Raw genomic sequence first — 15,042 nt, 5'->3', positions numbered from 1 at the left:
AAGAGATTTTATATATATGAGGAATTGTAATAATGTATAGTATCAACCAATTGAGAGAAATAGAGAAATATCCGTTTGTAAAAGAAAAAAGACTAGAAAAAACTATTGTTTTTTTAAGTTTAATTGAAGCGTTGTGTTCTTTTTTCATTTTTTTGAATTTGTTGCAGGATGATATTGTGTCGACTTTTTCAAATGCTACGATATTTCTTCTTATTCTATTTTCAATGTATGAATACAAAAAAAAGCAAAATCACATAGTTGTAACTATGATTTTGTCAGTTGCAATATGTGTGATAATAGCTGTTTATCTTATTGTAACAGAAGCATTTAGAAATAAAGGAATGAGTTCATTTTGGATATGGATATTAATTCTTCCGTATATTTCGATACATTTAGCAGGAATTTTTTATGGATTAATCGCAAGCTGTAGTGGATTGTTGTTATCTATTCTTTTTATGTGGTGCAACATGTATATTGAAAAAAATATAATAAATAGTGCATATCCTTTTATATATGTACTAGTTCAATTGCTTGCTGTAATGATCGAGAATGAATTTACAAAGTATTACATAGAAAAAAATAAGCTGTTAGGAGAATCAGAATTTCTCAAAAAACATGTAGAAGAAAATATGAAAGAATACAGCGTAGATTATCAATTTCTAAGAAATATTAATGAAATTTATGAATCTAAAATGAGACGATTTATTAATGCGGTAGAAACGTATATTCAAAACGATGAGATGGATGAAGCGTATAAATATTTAAGTGAATTATATAATGATGAAAATAAATTACAAGATTATACCAATGAAAGGTATACTCAAAATGAGTATATTAATTATATAATAGAAAACTATATATACAAATTAAGAGACAAATGTTATAAAGTTAATGTAAATTGCGATATTTGCAATTATATAGAAAAAACTTGTAACATAAATAAATTAGTAGAATTCTTGGCGATATCATTTGAGATACTTGAAAATGATATTGAGCATATTTTAGGAAAAGATGATACTACATTATTGAAGGTTTGGATAGATATCAAAATTGACAATACAAATATTCAGGTTAAAAAAGTTGGAATGCAGTTTAAAGCAGGATTAAACCAAGTATTTTCAAGTATAAATATTAGCATGGATAATAGCGGTAATTTAGAGGCATTTAAGGATGGAAAAGATTATTTTACTAAATTATCGACTAATAAAGAAAAATTAGGTTATTTATATGAAAATGATGTTATACCACCTAAGAATTATGAAATTCTAAAAAAAATTTTTAGCGGCATAATAGAATGTAAAGCAAAGTATGAGGTTATAAAAACAAAAAATTCATTTTATACAGAATTAATTGTTCCAATAAAATCCTTAAAAAAAGTATAATGTTTTAATAATTTCAAAAAAAGTATCCTATTACAGTTATATGCACAAAATATATAAAAAACAAAAAATCAAAAACCGTTTAACGACAAAAATGGTCGCGTTTACGACAAAAAAATAATTTCTTCACAGATTGTGATATAGTGTTTTTAGAACAGTTGATTTTGATGTTTATTTCGAACTTAATGGGGGTTAAATTCGAAATATATATACAGTTTAGTGTAAGTGATAATTGTGTAAAGTATAAACTGTAGAGAAGAGCTTTTTAGGAGTTTTTCATAAGGGCTCATTAAAAAGTATTGTTTTGCTGAAGTGATGGATGTAGTTTCTAGGGAGATACTACATCTGACACGGTTAGCAAGAAAGGAGAGTCTAAGTGAGAAAAAAAGGGTATAGCGTAATTGTGAATTGGAACAATGAGGAAGAGTGCTTTGTTGTTCAATCGAAAAGTCGAGTCGGTTGTGTCGCTAAAGGGAAGTCATTATCAGCAGCATTACAGGGGATGCAAACGACGCGAATAAGAGAAGTGAGGTTAACAGCTGGATGGCAAAAATCGTAAGTTATGATAAAGAAGGGTATAGAGTTGTAAGTGAAGATGATTTTTGCGAACATTGGGAGCCAGAACATGGAACAATAGTTCCTATGAAGGAATGTTGGTGTTGTAAATGGTCCAATTTTAGATCTAACTTAGATGAGTATAAATCTGAAAGTGTTTGTAAGTATGAAAAGAACCGTGTAACGTCGGAAGAGTATAAATAATTTTAATATGAGTACAAGAAGTAAATTCTTTGACTTCCTCTTTTTTAGAAAAGGTTGACGAAAGTTGGCCTTTTCTTTTTTTTCAAAAGTGTTTTTAAATGCACTTATATGCGGGCAAAGAATAGTTGTGTTTATTTTGTGAAAAAAGATAAATTAGGTTGTTTTTATACCCTATAAGTTGCTATAATGTAACTTGGGTATTTTTAGGATTAAGTACTTAAGATATAGTGGAGGAAGTTAATTGTGTCAGATTCAAATATTAATACAGAGATAACAGTTGGTGGAAAAAAATATAACCTTTGTGGTTCAGAAAGTGCAGAATATATGCAGGAAGTAGCTGCATATTTAAATAGAAAATTAGCAGAAATAGATGGAAGCTCAGCATATTGGCAGTTGCCAAATGATGCTAAAAGTGTAATGCTTCAAATTAACATTGTAGATGATTTATTTAAGGCATATACTAAAATTACAGATTTAGAAGGTGTAGTAAAGGATAAAGAATCAAGTGCCAATTCAGCAACTATCGAAAAGAAAAAATTAGAAGAAATGGTTGCAAATCTTGAAGGACAACTTGGTCTTATAAAAGAAAATTATAAAGAGTCAAAAGACAAGGCTTTAAATACAAATGAAGAACTTGATATTACTAAAGGAAAATTGCAAGAAACTCTTGAAAAGCTAAAGATAATGACTGAAGAAGTAAAAGAGTATCATAAGAAACTTGATGAGTCTAACAAAAAAGCAGAAGATGTTATCAAGGATAGAAGAATTATTGAAGAGCAGTTTGAACAAAGTAAGAAAGAGCATACTAAAAAGTCTCAACAAATACATTCTTTACAAGAAGAATTATCAAAGAAAAGTAAAGAATTGTATGATAGCAATGCAAAATTAGTAAATCACGATAAGGAACTTGAAAAAAATAAGGCCAATATTTCAACATTGAAAAGTGAATTACAAAGAGCCAAAGAAAAAATAGAGGATTTACATAATAATTTATCTGGTGTTAAACATGATTTAGAGATTTCAAGAAAGGATCTAAAAAAATCAGAAGAATCATTACAAGAAAAAACACTATCAGAAGAACAAAAAATTGAGAACATAAAGGAACTAGAACAAAATTTAGCAAATGTTCGCGCTAAATTACATGATACAGAAGTTGATTTAAAGGCTAAATCAGATGAAGTATTATCTACTATTAATAGCTTAAAAGATTGCAATCAAGAATTAGAAAGTATAACATTGCAAAATAATGCGAATAAAACTGAATTAAATACAACAAAAGAAAGTTTAAATAAAGCTGTAAATGAACTTAAATCTTTAAAAGAAGATTATAGAACATTAACAGAAACATATAATAAAACAAAAGCAGATTTAGAACAAAAAGTAGCAACACTTAGTAAGAACTTAGAAACTGTAAAAGCAGATTTTGATAGTGCGAGTACAGAACTTGCAGATATCAAAAATTATAAAGATGATAGCGATTATCATGTTTTACTTTTACAAGAAGAATTAAAAGATTTACAGGAAAAACATCAAACAGTTGTTGTAGAGAGAAATAATTTATCAAAAAATTATGAGAATTTGATTGAAGAATCAAGTGCAACTGCTCTTGAATTAAATAGTGTAAAAGAGCAACTTAGTGCTGTTGAAACTAAACTTAGAAGTTCTAAAGTGACAACAGAATCTCAAGAAAAAACAATTAATGAGTTGACAGCTGCTTTAGATGAAGCAAGAGATGATACTAGACGTGAAAGTGGTAAGATTAAACTTGTTAAAGATGAATTAAATGAAAAAGGTAAGGAATTAGCTTTTATGAAGGATAGAGTAACATCTAGCGAAAAAGAGCTTAATTCAACTAAAAATATTTTAGCAACGGTAAATCGTGAATTCAGTGAAATGAGAGCATTAAAAGACAATCTTGAAATAAGAGTAAATAAATTAGAAAATACGTCTAAAGATGCTAAAACAGCTGCAAATCTTGCTGAAAAAAGATATGAAGATGTAAGTAAAGAATTAGTCGCTGTGAAAAGAGATTTATCAAACTCACAGAAAGAATACAATAAACTTGAAGTTGAGAATAAAGCATTACATACTCAAGTTGAAGATGGTGAGAAAAACATCAAGTCCTTAGAAAAAGATATTAAGGAAAAAGATGTACAGTATAAACAACTTTCTGCTGAAAAAGATAGCATAAACAATGAAAAAACTAGATTAAATGATACAGTCTATGAGTTAGCTAATAGATTAGATCAAGCAAAAAAATACTATAATGCATTACAAGATGAAAAAAATTCAATTCAGTCAAAAGCAACTGAATTAAAGAGTAATTTAGATAAAACTCAAGGAAGATTAGATGAATCAAATGCTAAAAAAGAAGATTTACAGCATGAATTAAATCAGCTAAAAGAAAGTTTAAAAATTTCTAATAATGATGTTAGAGCATTAAATGAACTTTCGAATAATAAAGATATCGCTATTAAACAAGAGCAAGAAAAATATAAAAAATTGCAAGATGAAAAAGACAATAGCGACTTTAGAATATTAGAATTAGAAGAACTTGTAAAAGAGTATGATGATAAGAATAAAGAATATTCTAATAAGAATCGTAATCTAGAGCAAGAACTTGAAATGACTCAAAATAGATTAAATGAGACAACTCAAAAATTAGCTGATGCTTCTAAAGAAGTTAAAACAATTAATAATGCTAAAGATGATAGTGATTTAAGAATTATGGAATTAGAGGAAGAATTACATAATTTGAGAAAAGAAAATGAAGAAACACTAAAAAAAGGTAAAGATGCTTTAAATCAACTAGAAGAAGCTAACTTAAAGTTACATGCGGTACAAACTGTAAATAATGAAGTTGCACAAAAACAAGAAGGACAGCAAACAGAATTTAATAAGATTATTAAAGATTTGCAAGAAAAAATAAATAAACTCACAGCAGATAATGAAGAATTAAAAAGAAGTTATAGAAGTTTAATGGCAGCAACAATGGAAGAGGAACTTTATTATTAGAAAAAGTTTTATCGTTAATTGCATGAAGAGAGCATTCATAGACCAAGGATGGGAGTACAATGGAGATAGTATATAGGATAAATAAAAAATTGAAAAAGCTAATTTTAATAAGTTTTGCAATGTTTATAGCTTTACAGTCTATTGTGACTATAAAACTCTCAACACCCATATATGCAAAATCTAATAAAAAAGTAATAAGATTTATGGTGAATGAACCAAATATAGGTTTAGAAAGATGTGTTAATGGCTTTGAAAAAAAACATCCAAATATAGATATAAAATTTTTATATGTGGATAATTATTGTGAAAAGGCACTTAATAAATTAAAAAGTAATAATTCACCAGATGTGATGTTTATTCCACCTAAAATAACAGATTCAGATAAACAAAAATATCTTTTAAAGTTAGGAAATAGAACGCAACTTGAAAAAGAATATAATTATTTAGACCAGGCAATCAAAATAGATGAAGACATATATGGGTTACCATCAAGAATGTTTTTGGCGGGGTTTGTATATAATAAAAAAGTGTTTGAAAAAGCTGGAATCACTAAATTGCCAACTTCAATGGACGAATTTTTGAAGGATATGTCGTATATTAAAAATAATACAGACAAAATCCCTTTTTATAGTGGTTATACATATAAGTGGGCTCTTACAACGTGGGAGTACTTTACGTATATCGAGATGATGGGGGATGAGAAAAATAACGAAATTCAAAATGGCAGTAATCCGTTTGCGACTGGATCTACACATGAAAAAGTTTATGATTTTTATTGCAATATTTTACGTAATCATTACTGTGAAGATTCTTGTAAAGATTATACATGGGAAAATGCAGTAGAGGATCTAGCAAATGGAAATCTTGGTTGTATTGCGGCTGGCTCATGGGCAATTCAAATTATCCAAAAAGCATCAGATAATCCTAGTGATATTGGATATATGCCTTTTCCTAACACGATAAGAAATAAGCAATTTGCATCAGTGATTGCGGATTTAAGTGTGGGAATTAGTAAAAAAACAAAGTATCCTGAAGAAGCAAAAGAATTTGTAGATTATTTTCTTGATGAATCAAACTATAATTTAGAAACTCAAAATATATCTATTGTAAAAGGACGTTTGCTTCCAGAAGTATATAGAGAAGTTAAGAATCTATGCGTTTTACAAAATTGTAATGTTTCAGAAAATATGTATCAACAATATATTGAGATAGGAAAGCATCTAAATATGTTTTCAGGAAACGAGCAAAAACGTATAGCGGATGCTACATTAGGTTATTCTAACGAAAAAGTTGAAAACATATATAGAGAATGGAGCAGGAGATGGATAAAATCTCAAGCTAGTGTAGAAAAAAATGCAGTTGGAGATAATATTCAATCTATTAACGCTGAAAATGTTAATCAAGATCTAACAAATTTTACTGAGCAAGAGAAGAAATATATTAAAACGTTACCAATATTAAAAGTTGGAATTTTAACTGATGCTCCACCATTTTCATATATGGGCAAAAAGAATAAAATAAGAGGTATGTCAAAATTAGTGGCTGATGACATTATGAAAAAAATGAAGACAAAATATAAATTTGTTTTTTTCGATAATGAAGCACAAATGACAAAAGCTCTTGATAATAGAACTATTGATTTGGCTTTAGGAGTAGAGGACACAGCTAGTAACATAGAAAAGTATAAACTCACTAAGTCATATATGGAATATAATAACGTACTTGTAAGAAATAAAAAGCTGCGAAATGTATCAAGGCTAAATTTAGCAGATTGCAGAGCTGCTGTTGTTAAAAATATGCATCGTGATTATTATAAAGGAATTAAGAAAAAGCATAAGTGTGATTCAGTAGAAGATGCAATAGAATCAGTAAATGATGGGGATGCGGATTACACGATTTTAAATTATTATACAGCTAATTATTATATAAGAAATGGTCAGTATAGTAATCTAGAGATAATTTCAACATCATCGAAGAATTCATTAAAAATTGCTTTCAGAGATGAAGAAAATGCACAGATGTTATCTATTTTTAATAAGTGTTTATACGATATTTCGGACAGCTCATTAGAAACATATTTATTAAATGAAGATAATAACCTAGCTTCTAAAATGGATATAAAAATGTTGATGAGACAGTATCCAATGCATTTTGTTTTAGGAATATTATTTATATATTTATTAGTTTTAGTGGAAATATGGTTTAGCGGATATGAAAAACAAAAATATTTACATAAACAGGAATTTTATGCGAAGAGATATGCGCTTTTAGCAGAAATGATGGATGAATATATTTTTGAATATAACTTATCGGAGAATACAATAACTGTTGACGAAAAGTTTAGGGAGTTTTTCGAGTTCTCAAAAAATTGTATTGATGTAAACCAATATGAAAAAAACAATGAAAAATTAAATCAGTTCATTGAAGCACTAAAAAATATGGTTAAATATGAAAAAAAGGAACAGAGAATATATTTTGGAAACTTAGGTGATCAAAATGTTACATGGGTGCGTATTTTTATTTCGCAAATAGAGGATGAAGACACTAATAATATTTTATATGTTGGAAAGATTTCAAATGTTCAGCATGAGATGGAGGAACGTCAAATGTTCCTTAAACAAACAGCACTTGATTCGCTTACCAAAGTATATAATCGTTCTGGATTTAATAAAATATACAACGACCAATATAGTTCAAATTGTAAATATGAGCGAGCTGTTGTTGGTATTTTAGATTATGATAATTTTAAAAAGGTAAATGATACGTTAGGTCATCTAGGAGGAGATAAAGCTTTAAAAGTATTAGCTGAAGAGTTAAGAAAAACTTTTAAAGATATAGGTATATTTGCCAGATATGGGGGGGATGAATTTATCTTTTATATTCCAGATGGAAGGGATGTAGAAAAGATAAGAGATTTACTTGCTAATTTAGTAAAAAGAATGAATAAGATTTTGAAGTATGAAAACAATTTTATAAGAATATCAATTAGTATAGGGGCTGTTATTGTCTCATCTAAAAAGAATATTGACGATGCATTTGATCTTGCAGATCATGAATTGTATAAGATTAAAGAGAACAATAAAAATGCATATCGTCTAAAGAATTATTGCAAAGTGTAACAATGAGGTACAAAATGAAATTTTATTTAGCACCGATGGAAGGTATAACAGGACATATTTATAGAAGACATTTTAATGAATTATATAAAGGAGTTGATAAATATTTTACTCCTTTTATAGCAACCAACCAGACCTTTAAATTAAAAAATCGAGAGAAAAGAGAAATTGATCCAAAGATAAATGAAGGAATGGTAGTTGTGCCACAGTTATTAACTAATAATGCACAACAGTTTATCTGGTATGCCAAAGAAATAAAAAAATTAGGATATAACGAAATAAATTTAAATGTTGGATGCCCTTCAGGAACAGTTGTTAGTAAACATAAGGGCTCTGGTATGTTAATTGATTTAGAACAGTTTGATAATTTTTTAGAAACCATATATTCTGAGCTAGCAAATGATTTATTTATTTCTATAAAAACAAGATTAGGAATAGAAAATTTTGATGATTTAGAAAAACTGATAGAAATTTATAATAAATATCCGATGAACGAATTAATAGTTCATCCAAGAACTAGAATGGATTTTTATAAAAATATTCCAAATTATAACGCGTTTAAAGAGGTTTGTGAGAAATCAAATAAGAATATTGGTTATAATGGAGATATAAAAATATCCGATGACATCAATAAAATAATTACGGATTTTAAGGATTATAATGTTGATAGCATTATGATAGGGCGAGGTTTTTTGACAAATCCGATGTTAGTAGAGAATTATCTAAGTAATAAACCTGATACAAATATTGATTGCGATAGATTAAAAGAATTTGTTGCAAAACTTTTTGAGGATTATGTAAGGGATTATACGGCATGTTCTGATGCGATTAATAGAATGAAAGAATTATGGTTTTATATATTAGAACCATTTAGTGATTATAATGAAGTAAAAAAATATGCTAAAAAAATAAAAAAAGCCAAAGATAAAGACGTTTATGAGACAACAGTTAATAATCTTATTGTTACCTTAAAAAATATTACATTGTAGACAGGGAGGAGAAGATGCTATGGAGCGTGATATGACACAAGGTAAACCATTTGGATTAATTATGAAATTTGGTTTTCCATTATTTTTAGGTAATATTTTTCAGCAACTTTATAATGCAGCAGATTCAATTATTGTAAGTAGATATGTAGGAAATGATGCGTTAGCTGCCGTGGGGTCAACAGGTACGATTATGTTTTTGATAATCGGCTTTGCACAGGGAATAACAACAGGATGTACGGTACTTACATCTCAAAGATTTGGTGCAAAAAATGAAAAAGGTGTAAGACGAAGTGTCGCGAATGCTATTTTATTAGCAATAATTATTGTATTTCTTACTACTTTGGTAAGTATATTAGCAATGAATAATATTCTTACACTTATGCGTACACCAAAAGAAATTTTTGACCAAGCATACACATATATAACTATAATATGTGGTGGTTTAGTTGCATTAGTATTTTATAACTTATTTTCAGCTTTTTTAAGAGCTGTTGGTAATAGTATGATTCCGTTGGTTGCGCTTGTATTTTCTTCGGTTTTGAATGTAATATTAGATTTAACGTTGATAAAAGGATTTCATATGGGAGTTGCAGGCGCTGCAATTGCTACGGTAACTTCTCAGGGTATTTCAGCAATATTGTGTTTGATTTATATAATAAAAAATGAAAAATTGTTATGGCCTAAAAAACATGAATGGTATTTAGAGTTAGGAGATTCTAAACTTCAATTAGGTGTAGGTTTACCAATGGCAATACAATTTGCAATTACTGCATCAGGTACAATGGTTATGCAAGCGGCTATTAATAACTTTGGTGTAGTAACTGTATCTGCTTTTGCGGCAGCATCTAAATTGCATGGCTTAATGTCTCAAGCTTTTCCGGCTATGGGACAGGCTATGGCTACATATAGCGGACAAAATTATGGTAAAGGTAATATAAAACATTTACGAGAAGGTGTTAAAGTGGCGACTATAACATCTACGATTATGGCAGTCATTATGGGAATAGTTGCAGTCATTTTAGTAAAACCAACCATGATGATTTATTTTAGAACGGCAAAAGAAGTTGCAGATGCATTTCCAGCTGCAAGGACATATATTATGTTAAGTGCATCATTTTATGTACCTTTGTCATATATTTTCATCTTCAGAAATACGATGCAAGGATGTGGTTATGCATTTTTACCTTTAATGGGTGGAGTTGTAGAATTAGTATCAAGAGCATGTTGTGGTATTATATCAGTATATTTACATAATCAAACATTAGCATTTTTCTGTGATTCATCTGCTTGGATTACGACAGGTATATATGCAGTTATAGCCTATAAGTTTGTAATTAGGGATATACTAAAAAGATGTGATGAAAATCAGCAATTAGTAGATGTTAGAGTGTAAAAGTACATATTTATACAAAAAATATATATTTAAGTAAAAGGTACATATTTTTACAAAAGGAGATAAAATGCAAGAATTATTTCAAAATGAAATTGATGTAAAAAAACAAAACATATTTCAAAGTGAAGTAGAGATAATTGGCGATTTTGATCTAAAAAAAATAGAAAATAGCGGTGAAGTGTTTAGATTTAATGAAGTAGGCAATGGTATTTTTTGTACCATTGCCTTTGGTCGTGTATTGTATATTCGAAAAAAATTTAATCAAACAGATCATGCAATTTATGAGATTTCATGTTCTAAACAAGAATTTATGGATATTTGGTATGATTATTTTGATTTATCAACAGACTATGAAAAAATTCGAAATATGATATCTAAAGAAGATAAATTTTTGTATAATGCAGCAGAATATTCAAAAGGTGTAAGAATACTAATACAAGATCCTTGGGAAATGATAGTATCGTTTGTGATTTCTCAGAGAAAAAATATTCCAGCTATAAAAAAAGCAGTAGAAACTTTATGTGAATGTGCAGGAAATCTAATTGATAAAGATAAAAAGATATATTCATTTCCTACACCGGAACAAATGTATAATATGTCTGAAGAAGATTGGAATAAGTGTGCATTAGGTTATAGGACTAAATATCTTAAAACTATTGTGGAACAGTTTTATTATAAAGAGATTACGATTGCAAGTTTACAAGAACTTGATGATGATAAATTGTATAATAAACTGTTAGATTTATATGGAGTTGGACCTAAAGTGGCTTCATGTATTATGTTATTTGGCTTTCATAGATTAAATTCGTTTCCAAAAGATGTTTGGATTTTAAGAATTTTAGAAGAACAATATAATAATAATTTTGATTTAGATAAATATTCACCATATAATGGTGTTATTCAACAATATATGTTTTATGGCTCTTTAGAATTAGGCAGGAAAGTGTAATTTAAGAGTTAGAAAGGATTTAAAATGCAACAAAATAGTAATAATTTAATTGACAGTAATAATGGAATGGTTGTAAATGACAAGCATTGGGCAAGTATTTGGGGAAATGCGGTATCTATTGGAGAAAATAGACCAGAAAGCTATGGAAAGAACATTACTTTTAGATACCCAATTTATTCACAGTTTTCCGGAGAGGGAATAAAGCTTACATTTGATAATTATTGTGGAACAGAACCTATAACAATATCGGAATGTACAATTTATATAAATGGAGAATTTAAAGATGTAACTTTCGATAATGGAAGTAAATCTATTACAATTCCAGCAAAACAAAACGTTGTATCAGATGCATTGAAATGTAAAATAGATGCAAAATCTCAATTTGAAGTTAATTTTTACCTAAAAGATTTCACACAAATGAGATCAACTGTTTATGTGAGTGGACCATTATCAAATAGTGCATTATATGCAATTGGAAATCAAACTCACAATAAAGATATTTCAATAGACATTAAAAGAGGAACAAATTTATATTATTTTTTAAGTAACGTATCAATTTTTACAGAAAAAGAAAATAGAACAATTCTTTGTTATGGGGATTCCATTACAGCACAGGATTGGCCTGACTATCTGCAGCTTAGATGTAAAGATAACAATTTTAATAATACAGCTGTTATAAGAAGAGCAACAAGCGGTTCGCGTATTTTAAGAGAATATAATTGTATTAGATATGAATCATATGGATTAAAAGGAACAAATCGTTTTGCACATGAGGTTCCAACTGAGGGTGTTGATACAGTTATAATTCAACAGGGTATTAATGATATTATTCATCCAGTTGGAATAGATGTTAATCCATATCGTCCAATGAGTGATTTGCCTACAGTAGACGAAATGATAGATGGACTTAAATACTATATTGAATTGGCAAAAAGTTACAACTATAAAGTTTATGTAGGAACATTACTTCCAATTGAAAATTGGAGAACATATGCTGATTTTAGAGAAAAAATGAAAAATGAATTAAATGATTGGATAAGAAAAGCAGAAGGTTTTGATGGCTGTATTGATTTTGATAAAGCTGTTAGAGATTTAAATAATCCAAAAGCATTTGCGCCAGGTCTAGATAGTGGAGACCATTTACATCCGAGTTCATTAGGATATCAAAAAATGGCGGAATGTGTGCCTGAGCTTATTCTAAAATAAAGTCTAGTTAAAAGTAATACTTATGATTGCTTATAAGATATAGTTAGTTGTAAATATTACATATTGGATGTATACTAGTTCTGTGATACATATATAAAAGGAGAAAAAAAGTGAAAAATGTTATTCAAATGTCAGAATCAATCGAATTAGGAGTCGTTCTTGCAGTTTCTGGCGGCTTTATGGATGCTTACTCATTCGTATGCAGGGGAGGAGTCTTTGCAAATGCACAAACAGGAAATATGCTTTTGTTTGGAGTACATCTATCGGAAGGAGATTGGGCTAAGGCATTAAGATTTTTTCTACCGGTTATGTCTTTTGCGATAGGAATAGCCTTGGCAGAATTGTTTAGGATTATTTTTAAAGAAAAAAATACACTTCATTGGAGACAATTTTCTGTTTTTGTGGAAGCAATTATTCTTTTTGGAGTAAGTTTCTTTTCTCAAAGATACAATTTGATTGCCAATTCATTAATTTCTTTTGCGTGTGGAATACAGGTAGAGAGCTTTAGAAAAGTTTTAGGTAATAATGCAGCCACAACAATGTGTATAGGAAATCTTAGAAGCGCAACACAGAATATGGTTACATTTTTAGAAACCCAAAAAATAGAAGCATTAAAGAAAAGTTTACTTTATTTTGGGATTATATCATCGTTTATAATAGGTGCTGTTATCGGAAATTTTTTTGTTAAATTATTTCAAGAAACAGCAATTCGTATGTGTTCTATCTTTTTAATGATAGCACTTACAATGATGTTTGTTGATAGAGAGCTACAGGCTCAAATGGAGGAGTAAAATTTAATATGTTCGAATTATGAACTATAGGAGAGTTAGGATAAATTATATTAGGATAAAGGAGAAAATTATGCAACGAAGTATAAAGGCGTTAAGTATATATTCGTTATCAATTGCTATTGTAGCAGTCGTTACGTTGTTTATTAAAGTTCCAACTATGACAGGATACAGTAATCTAGGTGGATGTTTTATTTTGATTATTGCAACTTTTGTAAATCCAGTAGCGGCTTTGTTCGCAGGGGGAATTGGTTCTATGTTTGCAGATATACTTAGTGGATACGTGCAATGGGCAATTCCGACATTAATTATTAAAGGATCGATGGGATATATAGCCTCTTTAGTTCTTAGGAAAGAATGGGCAGAAAAGAAAGTCCCAATCAAAACATTGAAGATATATTTTTTGGCAACATTAATGGCATTATATGTTGTAGCTGGATATTTAGTGTTTGGAATCGTTGTAAGAGGTAGTGTTGTTGGAAGTTTAATGCAAACCACAGGGCTTTTAGTTGAAGCAGGTGTAACGGTTATTGCGTATATTTTTTTCGCCTCAGCATTAGAAAAAATTGATTTAAAAAAATATATTAATTTAGAAGAATAGAATATATAAAAATAGAATATATAAAAATAGGATATATAAAAATAGAATATATATAGAAAAATACCGACCACAAAGTTAGAAAAGATATGTATGACATTAAAATACATATAAAATTTTGACAATGCTAGGCCGGTATTTTTTATGTTAAATCATTATTTTTATCCAATGTTAAATCCGGTATTTTATTTAAGGTGTGAATAACCAGTTTTATAATCTATAGAAACTTTAGGTTGAGTATTGTAACAAAAAACATTAAATGTTACACCCTCGCCTTTGTCTTCGACAGATTTCCCTTCAATTAGAACACCCTTTGCAACAAGGTCATTACCCTTGAAAATAGGTGTTACACGGTATAAAACGTGATTATTTGTTTCTTTAACATAATCTGCTACTAAGTTTTCAAAAGGTAGCATACCTTCAACATTTAGATATCGTGTGCCGGTAATTAAATTTTGTTTATTAGCATTTTCAGCAGTTAACTGATATCCAATTAAATGACATCTATTGTATAGATATTTGCCGTCAACATGGTCATATTTAATAGTATGCCACCCAGTAGGCTTGACCATGCCAATAGCACCACGTTTTTGTGTTGGCATTAAATCTTGTCCAATAGAAGCAACGGCAAAGCCACAACGTCCTAGAGAATCCAAATCACTGTAATATTCGAAAGATTTTTTGGTGAGAAGTTTATCATCAAAAAATGGTTTATTATCGTTTATTACAACGTAAGGAGAACCTGATTCAGTTGGTATATCAGAAGAACTAAAATCAACATTATAATCCTTTGAAATCTGGGCTTGTTGTTGTTTTGTTAGCTTTGAGTTACCATCAGATTCACCTTGTG

The 15,042-nt window shown here is 29.0% G+C and carries 10 protein-coding genes and 1 pseudogene; 10 read left to right on the top strand and 1 reads right to left on the bottom strand.

The genetic code is table 11. The features are described from left to right. Positions 1 to 32: 32 nt before the first annotated feature. The 10 genes from BMY79_RS00690 (at position 33) to BMY79_RS00640 (ending at position 14,195) form a co-directional block, all read left to right on the top strand. Positions 33 to 1,382 carry a hypothetical protein gene (locus tag BMY79_RS00690; RefSeq protein ID WP_022749723.1) on the top strand — a complete coding sequence of 450 codons (1,350 nt, stop codon included), beginning with the start codon at positions 33 to 35 and terminating at the stop codon, positions 1,380 to 1,382. 540 nt (positions 1,383 to 1,922) lie between these two features. Continuing rightward, complete coding sequence (locus BMY79_RS00680) at positions 1,923 to 2,138, top strand: hypothetical protein (protein WP_022749721.1); 216 nt, start codon at positions 1,923 to 1,925, stop codon at positions 2,136 to 2,138. Between the two features lie 243 nt (positions 2,139 to 2,381). Continuing rightward, entirely contained in the window at positions 2,382 to 5,153 is a 2,772-nt protein-coding gene (gene zapA, locus BMY79_RS00675) for a cell division protein ZapA (RefSeq protein WP_022749720.1), read from the top strand. 59 nt (positions 5,154 to 5,212) lie between these two features. Then, positions 5,213 to 8,272, top strand: coding sequence for an extracellular solute-binding protein (locus BMY79_RS00670; RefSeq protein WP_022749718.1), 3,060 nt, complete (start codon positions 5,213 to 5,215; stop codon positions 8,270 to 8,272). A gap of 14 nt (positions 8,273 to 8,286) precedes the next feature. Next, entirely contained in the window at positions 8,287 to 9,258 is a 972-nt protein-coding gene (locus BMY79_RS00665) for a tRNA dihydrouridine synthase (protein ID WP_074730287.1), read from the top strand. A 19-nt stretch (positions 9,259 to 9,277) separates the two neighbouring features. Continuing rightward, positions 9,278 to 10,651 (top strand): MATE family efflux transporter, encoded by a 1,374-nt coding sequence (locus tag BMY79_RS00660; protein ID WP_027421865.1) that lies wholly within the window; start codon positions 9,278 to 9,280, stop codon positions 10,649 to 10,651. A gap of 67 nt (positions 10,652 to 10,718) precedes the next feature. After that, positions 10,719 to 11,600, top strand: a complete 882-nt coding sequence (locus tag BMY79_RS00655) for a DNA-3-methyladenine glycosylase family protein (protein ID WP_051532790.1) — start codon at positions 10,719 to 10,721, stop codon at positions 11,598 to 11,600. Between the two features lie 24 nt (positions 11,601 to 11,624). Next, positions 11,625 to 12,806: a GDSL-type esterase/lipase family protein gene (locus tag BMY79_RS00650; RefSeq protein ID WP_022749713.1), complete on the top strand. Its 1,182-nt coding sequence runs from the start codon at positions 11,625 to 11,627 to the stop codon at positions 12,804 to 12,806. Positions 12,807 to 12,916: 110 nt separating this feature from the next. Continuing rightward, positions 12,917 to 13,597 (top strand): YoaK family protein, encoded by a 681-nt coding sequence (locus tag BMY79_RS00645; RefSeq protein ID WP_022749712.1) that lies wholly within the window; start codon positions 12,917 to 12,919, stop codon positions 13,595 to 13,597. Positions 13,598 to 13,667: 70 nt separating this feature from the next. Further along, complete coding sequence (locus BMY79_RS00640) at positions 13,668 to 14,195, top strand: ECF transporter S component (protein ID WP_022749711.1); 528 nt, start codon at positions 13,668 to 13,670, stop codon at positions 14,193 to 14,195. Between the two features lie 194 nt (positions 14,196 to 14,389). On the opposite strand, the pseudogene BMY79_RS00635 reads toward BMY79_RS00640, so the two are convergent. After that, a pseudogene (locus tag BMY79_RS00635) lies at positions 14,390 to 14,950 on the bottom strand (DNA/RNA non-specific endonuclease); the annotation flags it as partial. Positions 14,951 to 15,042: the final 92 nt, after the last annotated feature.

Source organism: Lachnobacterium bovis, from assembly GCF_900111325.1.
Taxonomy (GTDB): Bacteria; Bacillota; Clostridia; order Lachnospirales; family Lachnospiraceae; genus Roseburia; species Roseburia bovis_A.
Note: the sequence above shows the minus strand (reverse complement) of the source record. Positions and strands in the feature narration are given on the sequence as shown.

What these genes read in the sequence shown, in the direction of transcription:
- BMY79_RS00655 (WP_051532790.1), top strand. Translation starts at nt 10,719, where the DNA reads ATGCAAGAATTATTTCAAAATGAAATTGATGTAAAAAAACAAAACATA.
- BMY79_RS00665 (WP_074730287.1), top strand. Translation starts at nt 8,287, where the DNA reads ATGAAATTTTATTTAGCACCGATGGAAGGTATAACAGGACATATTTAT.
- BMY79_RS00640 (WP_022749711.1), top strand. Translation starts at nt 13,668, where the DNA reads ATGCAACGAAGTATAAAGGCGTTAAGTATATATTCGTTATCAATTGCT.
- BMY79_RS00690 (WP_022749723.1), top strand. Translation starts at nt 33, where the DNA reads ATGTATAGTATCAACCAATTGAGAGAAATAGAGAAATATCCGTTTGTA.
- BMY79_RS00670 (WP_022749718.1), top strand. Translation starts at nt 5,213, where the DNA reads ATGGAGATAGTATATAGGATAAATAAAAAATTGAAAAAGCTAATTTTA.
- BMY79_RS00650 (WP_022749713.1), top strand. Translation starts at nt 11,625, where the DNA reads ATGCAACAAAATAGTAATAATTTAATTGACAGTAATAATGGAATGGTT.
- BMY79_RS00660 (WP_027421865.1), top strand. Translation starts at nt 9,278, where the DNA reads ATGGAGCGTGATATGACACAAGGTAAACCATTTGGATTAATTATGAAA.
- BMY79_RS00680 (WP_022749721.1), top strand. Translation starts at nt 1,923, where the DNA reads ATGGCAAAAATCGTAAGTTATGATAAAGAAGGGTATAGAGTTGTAAGT.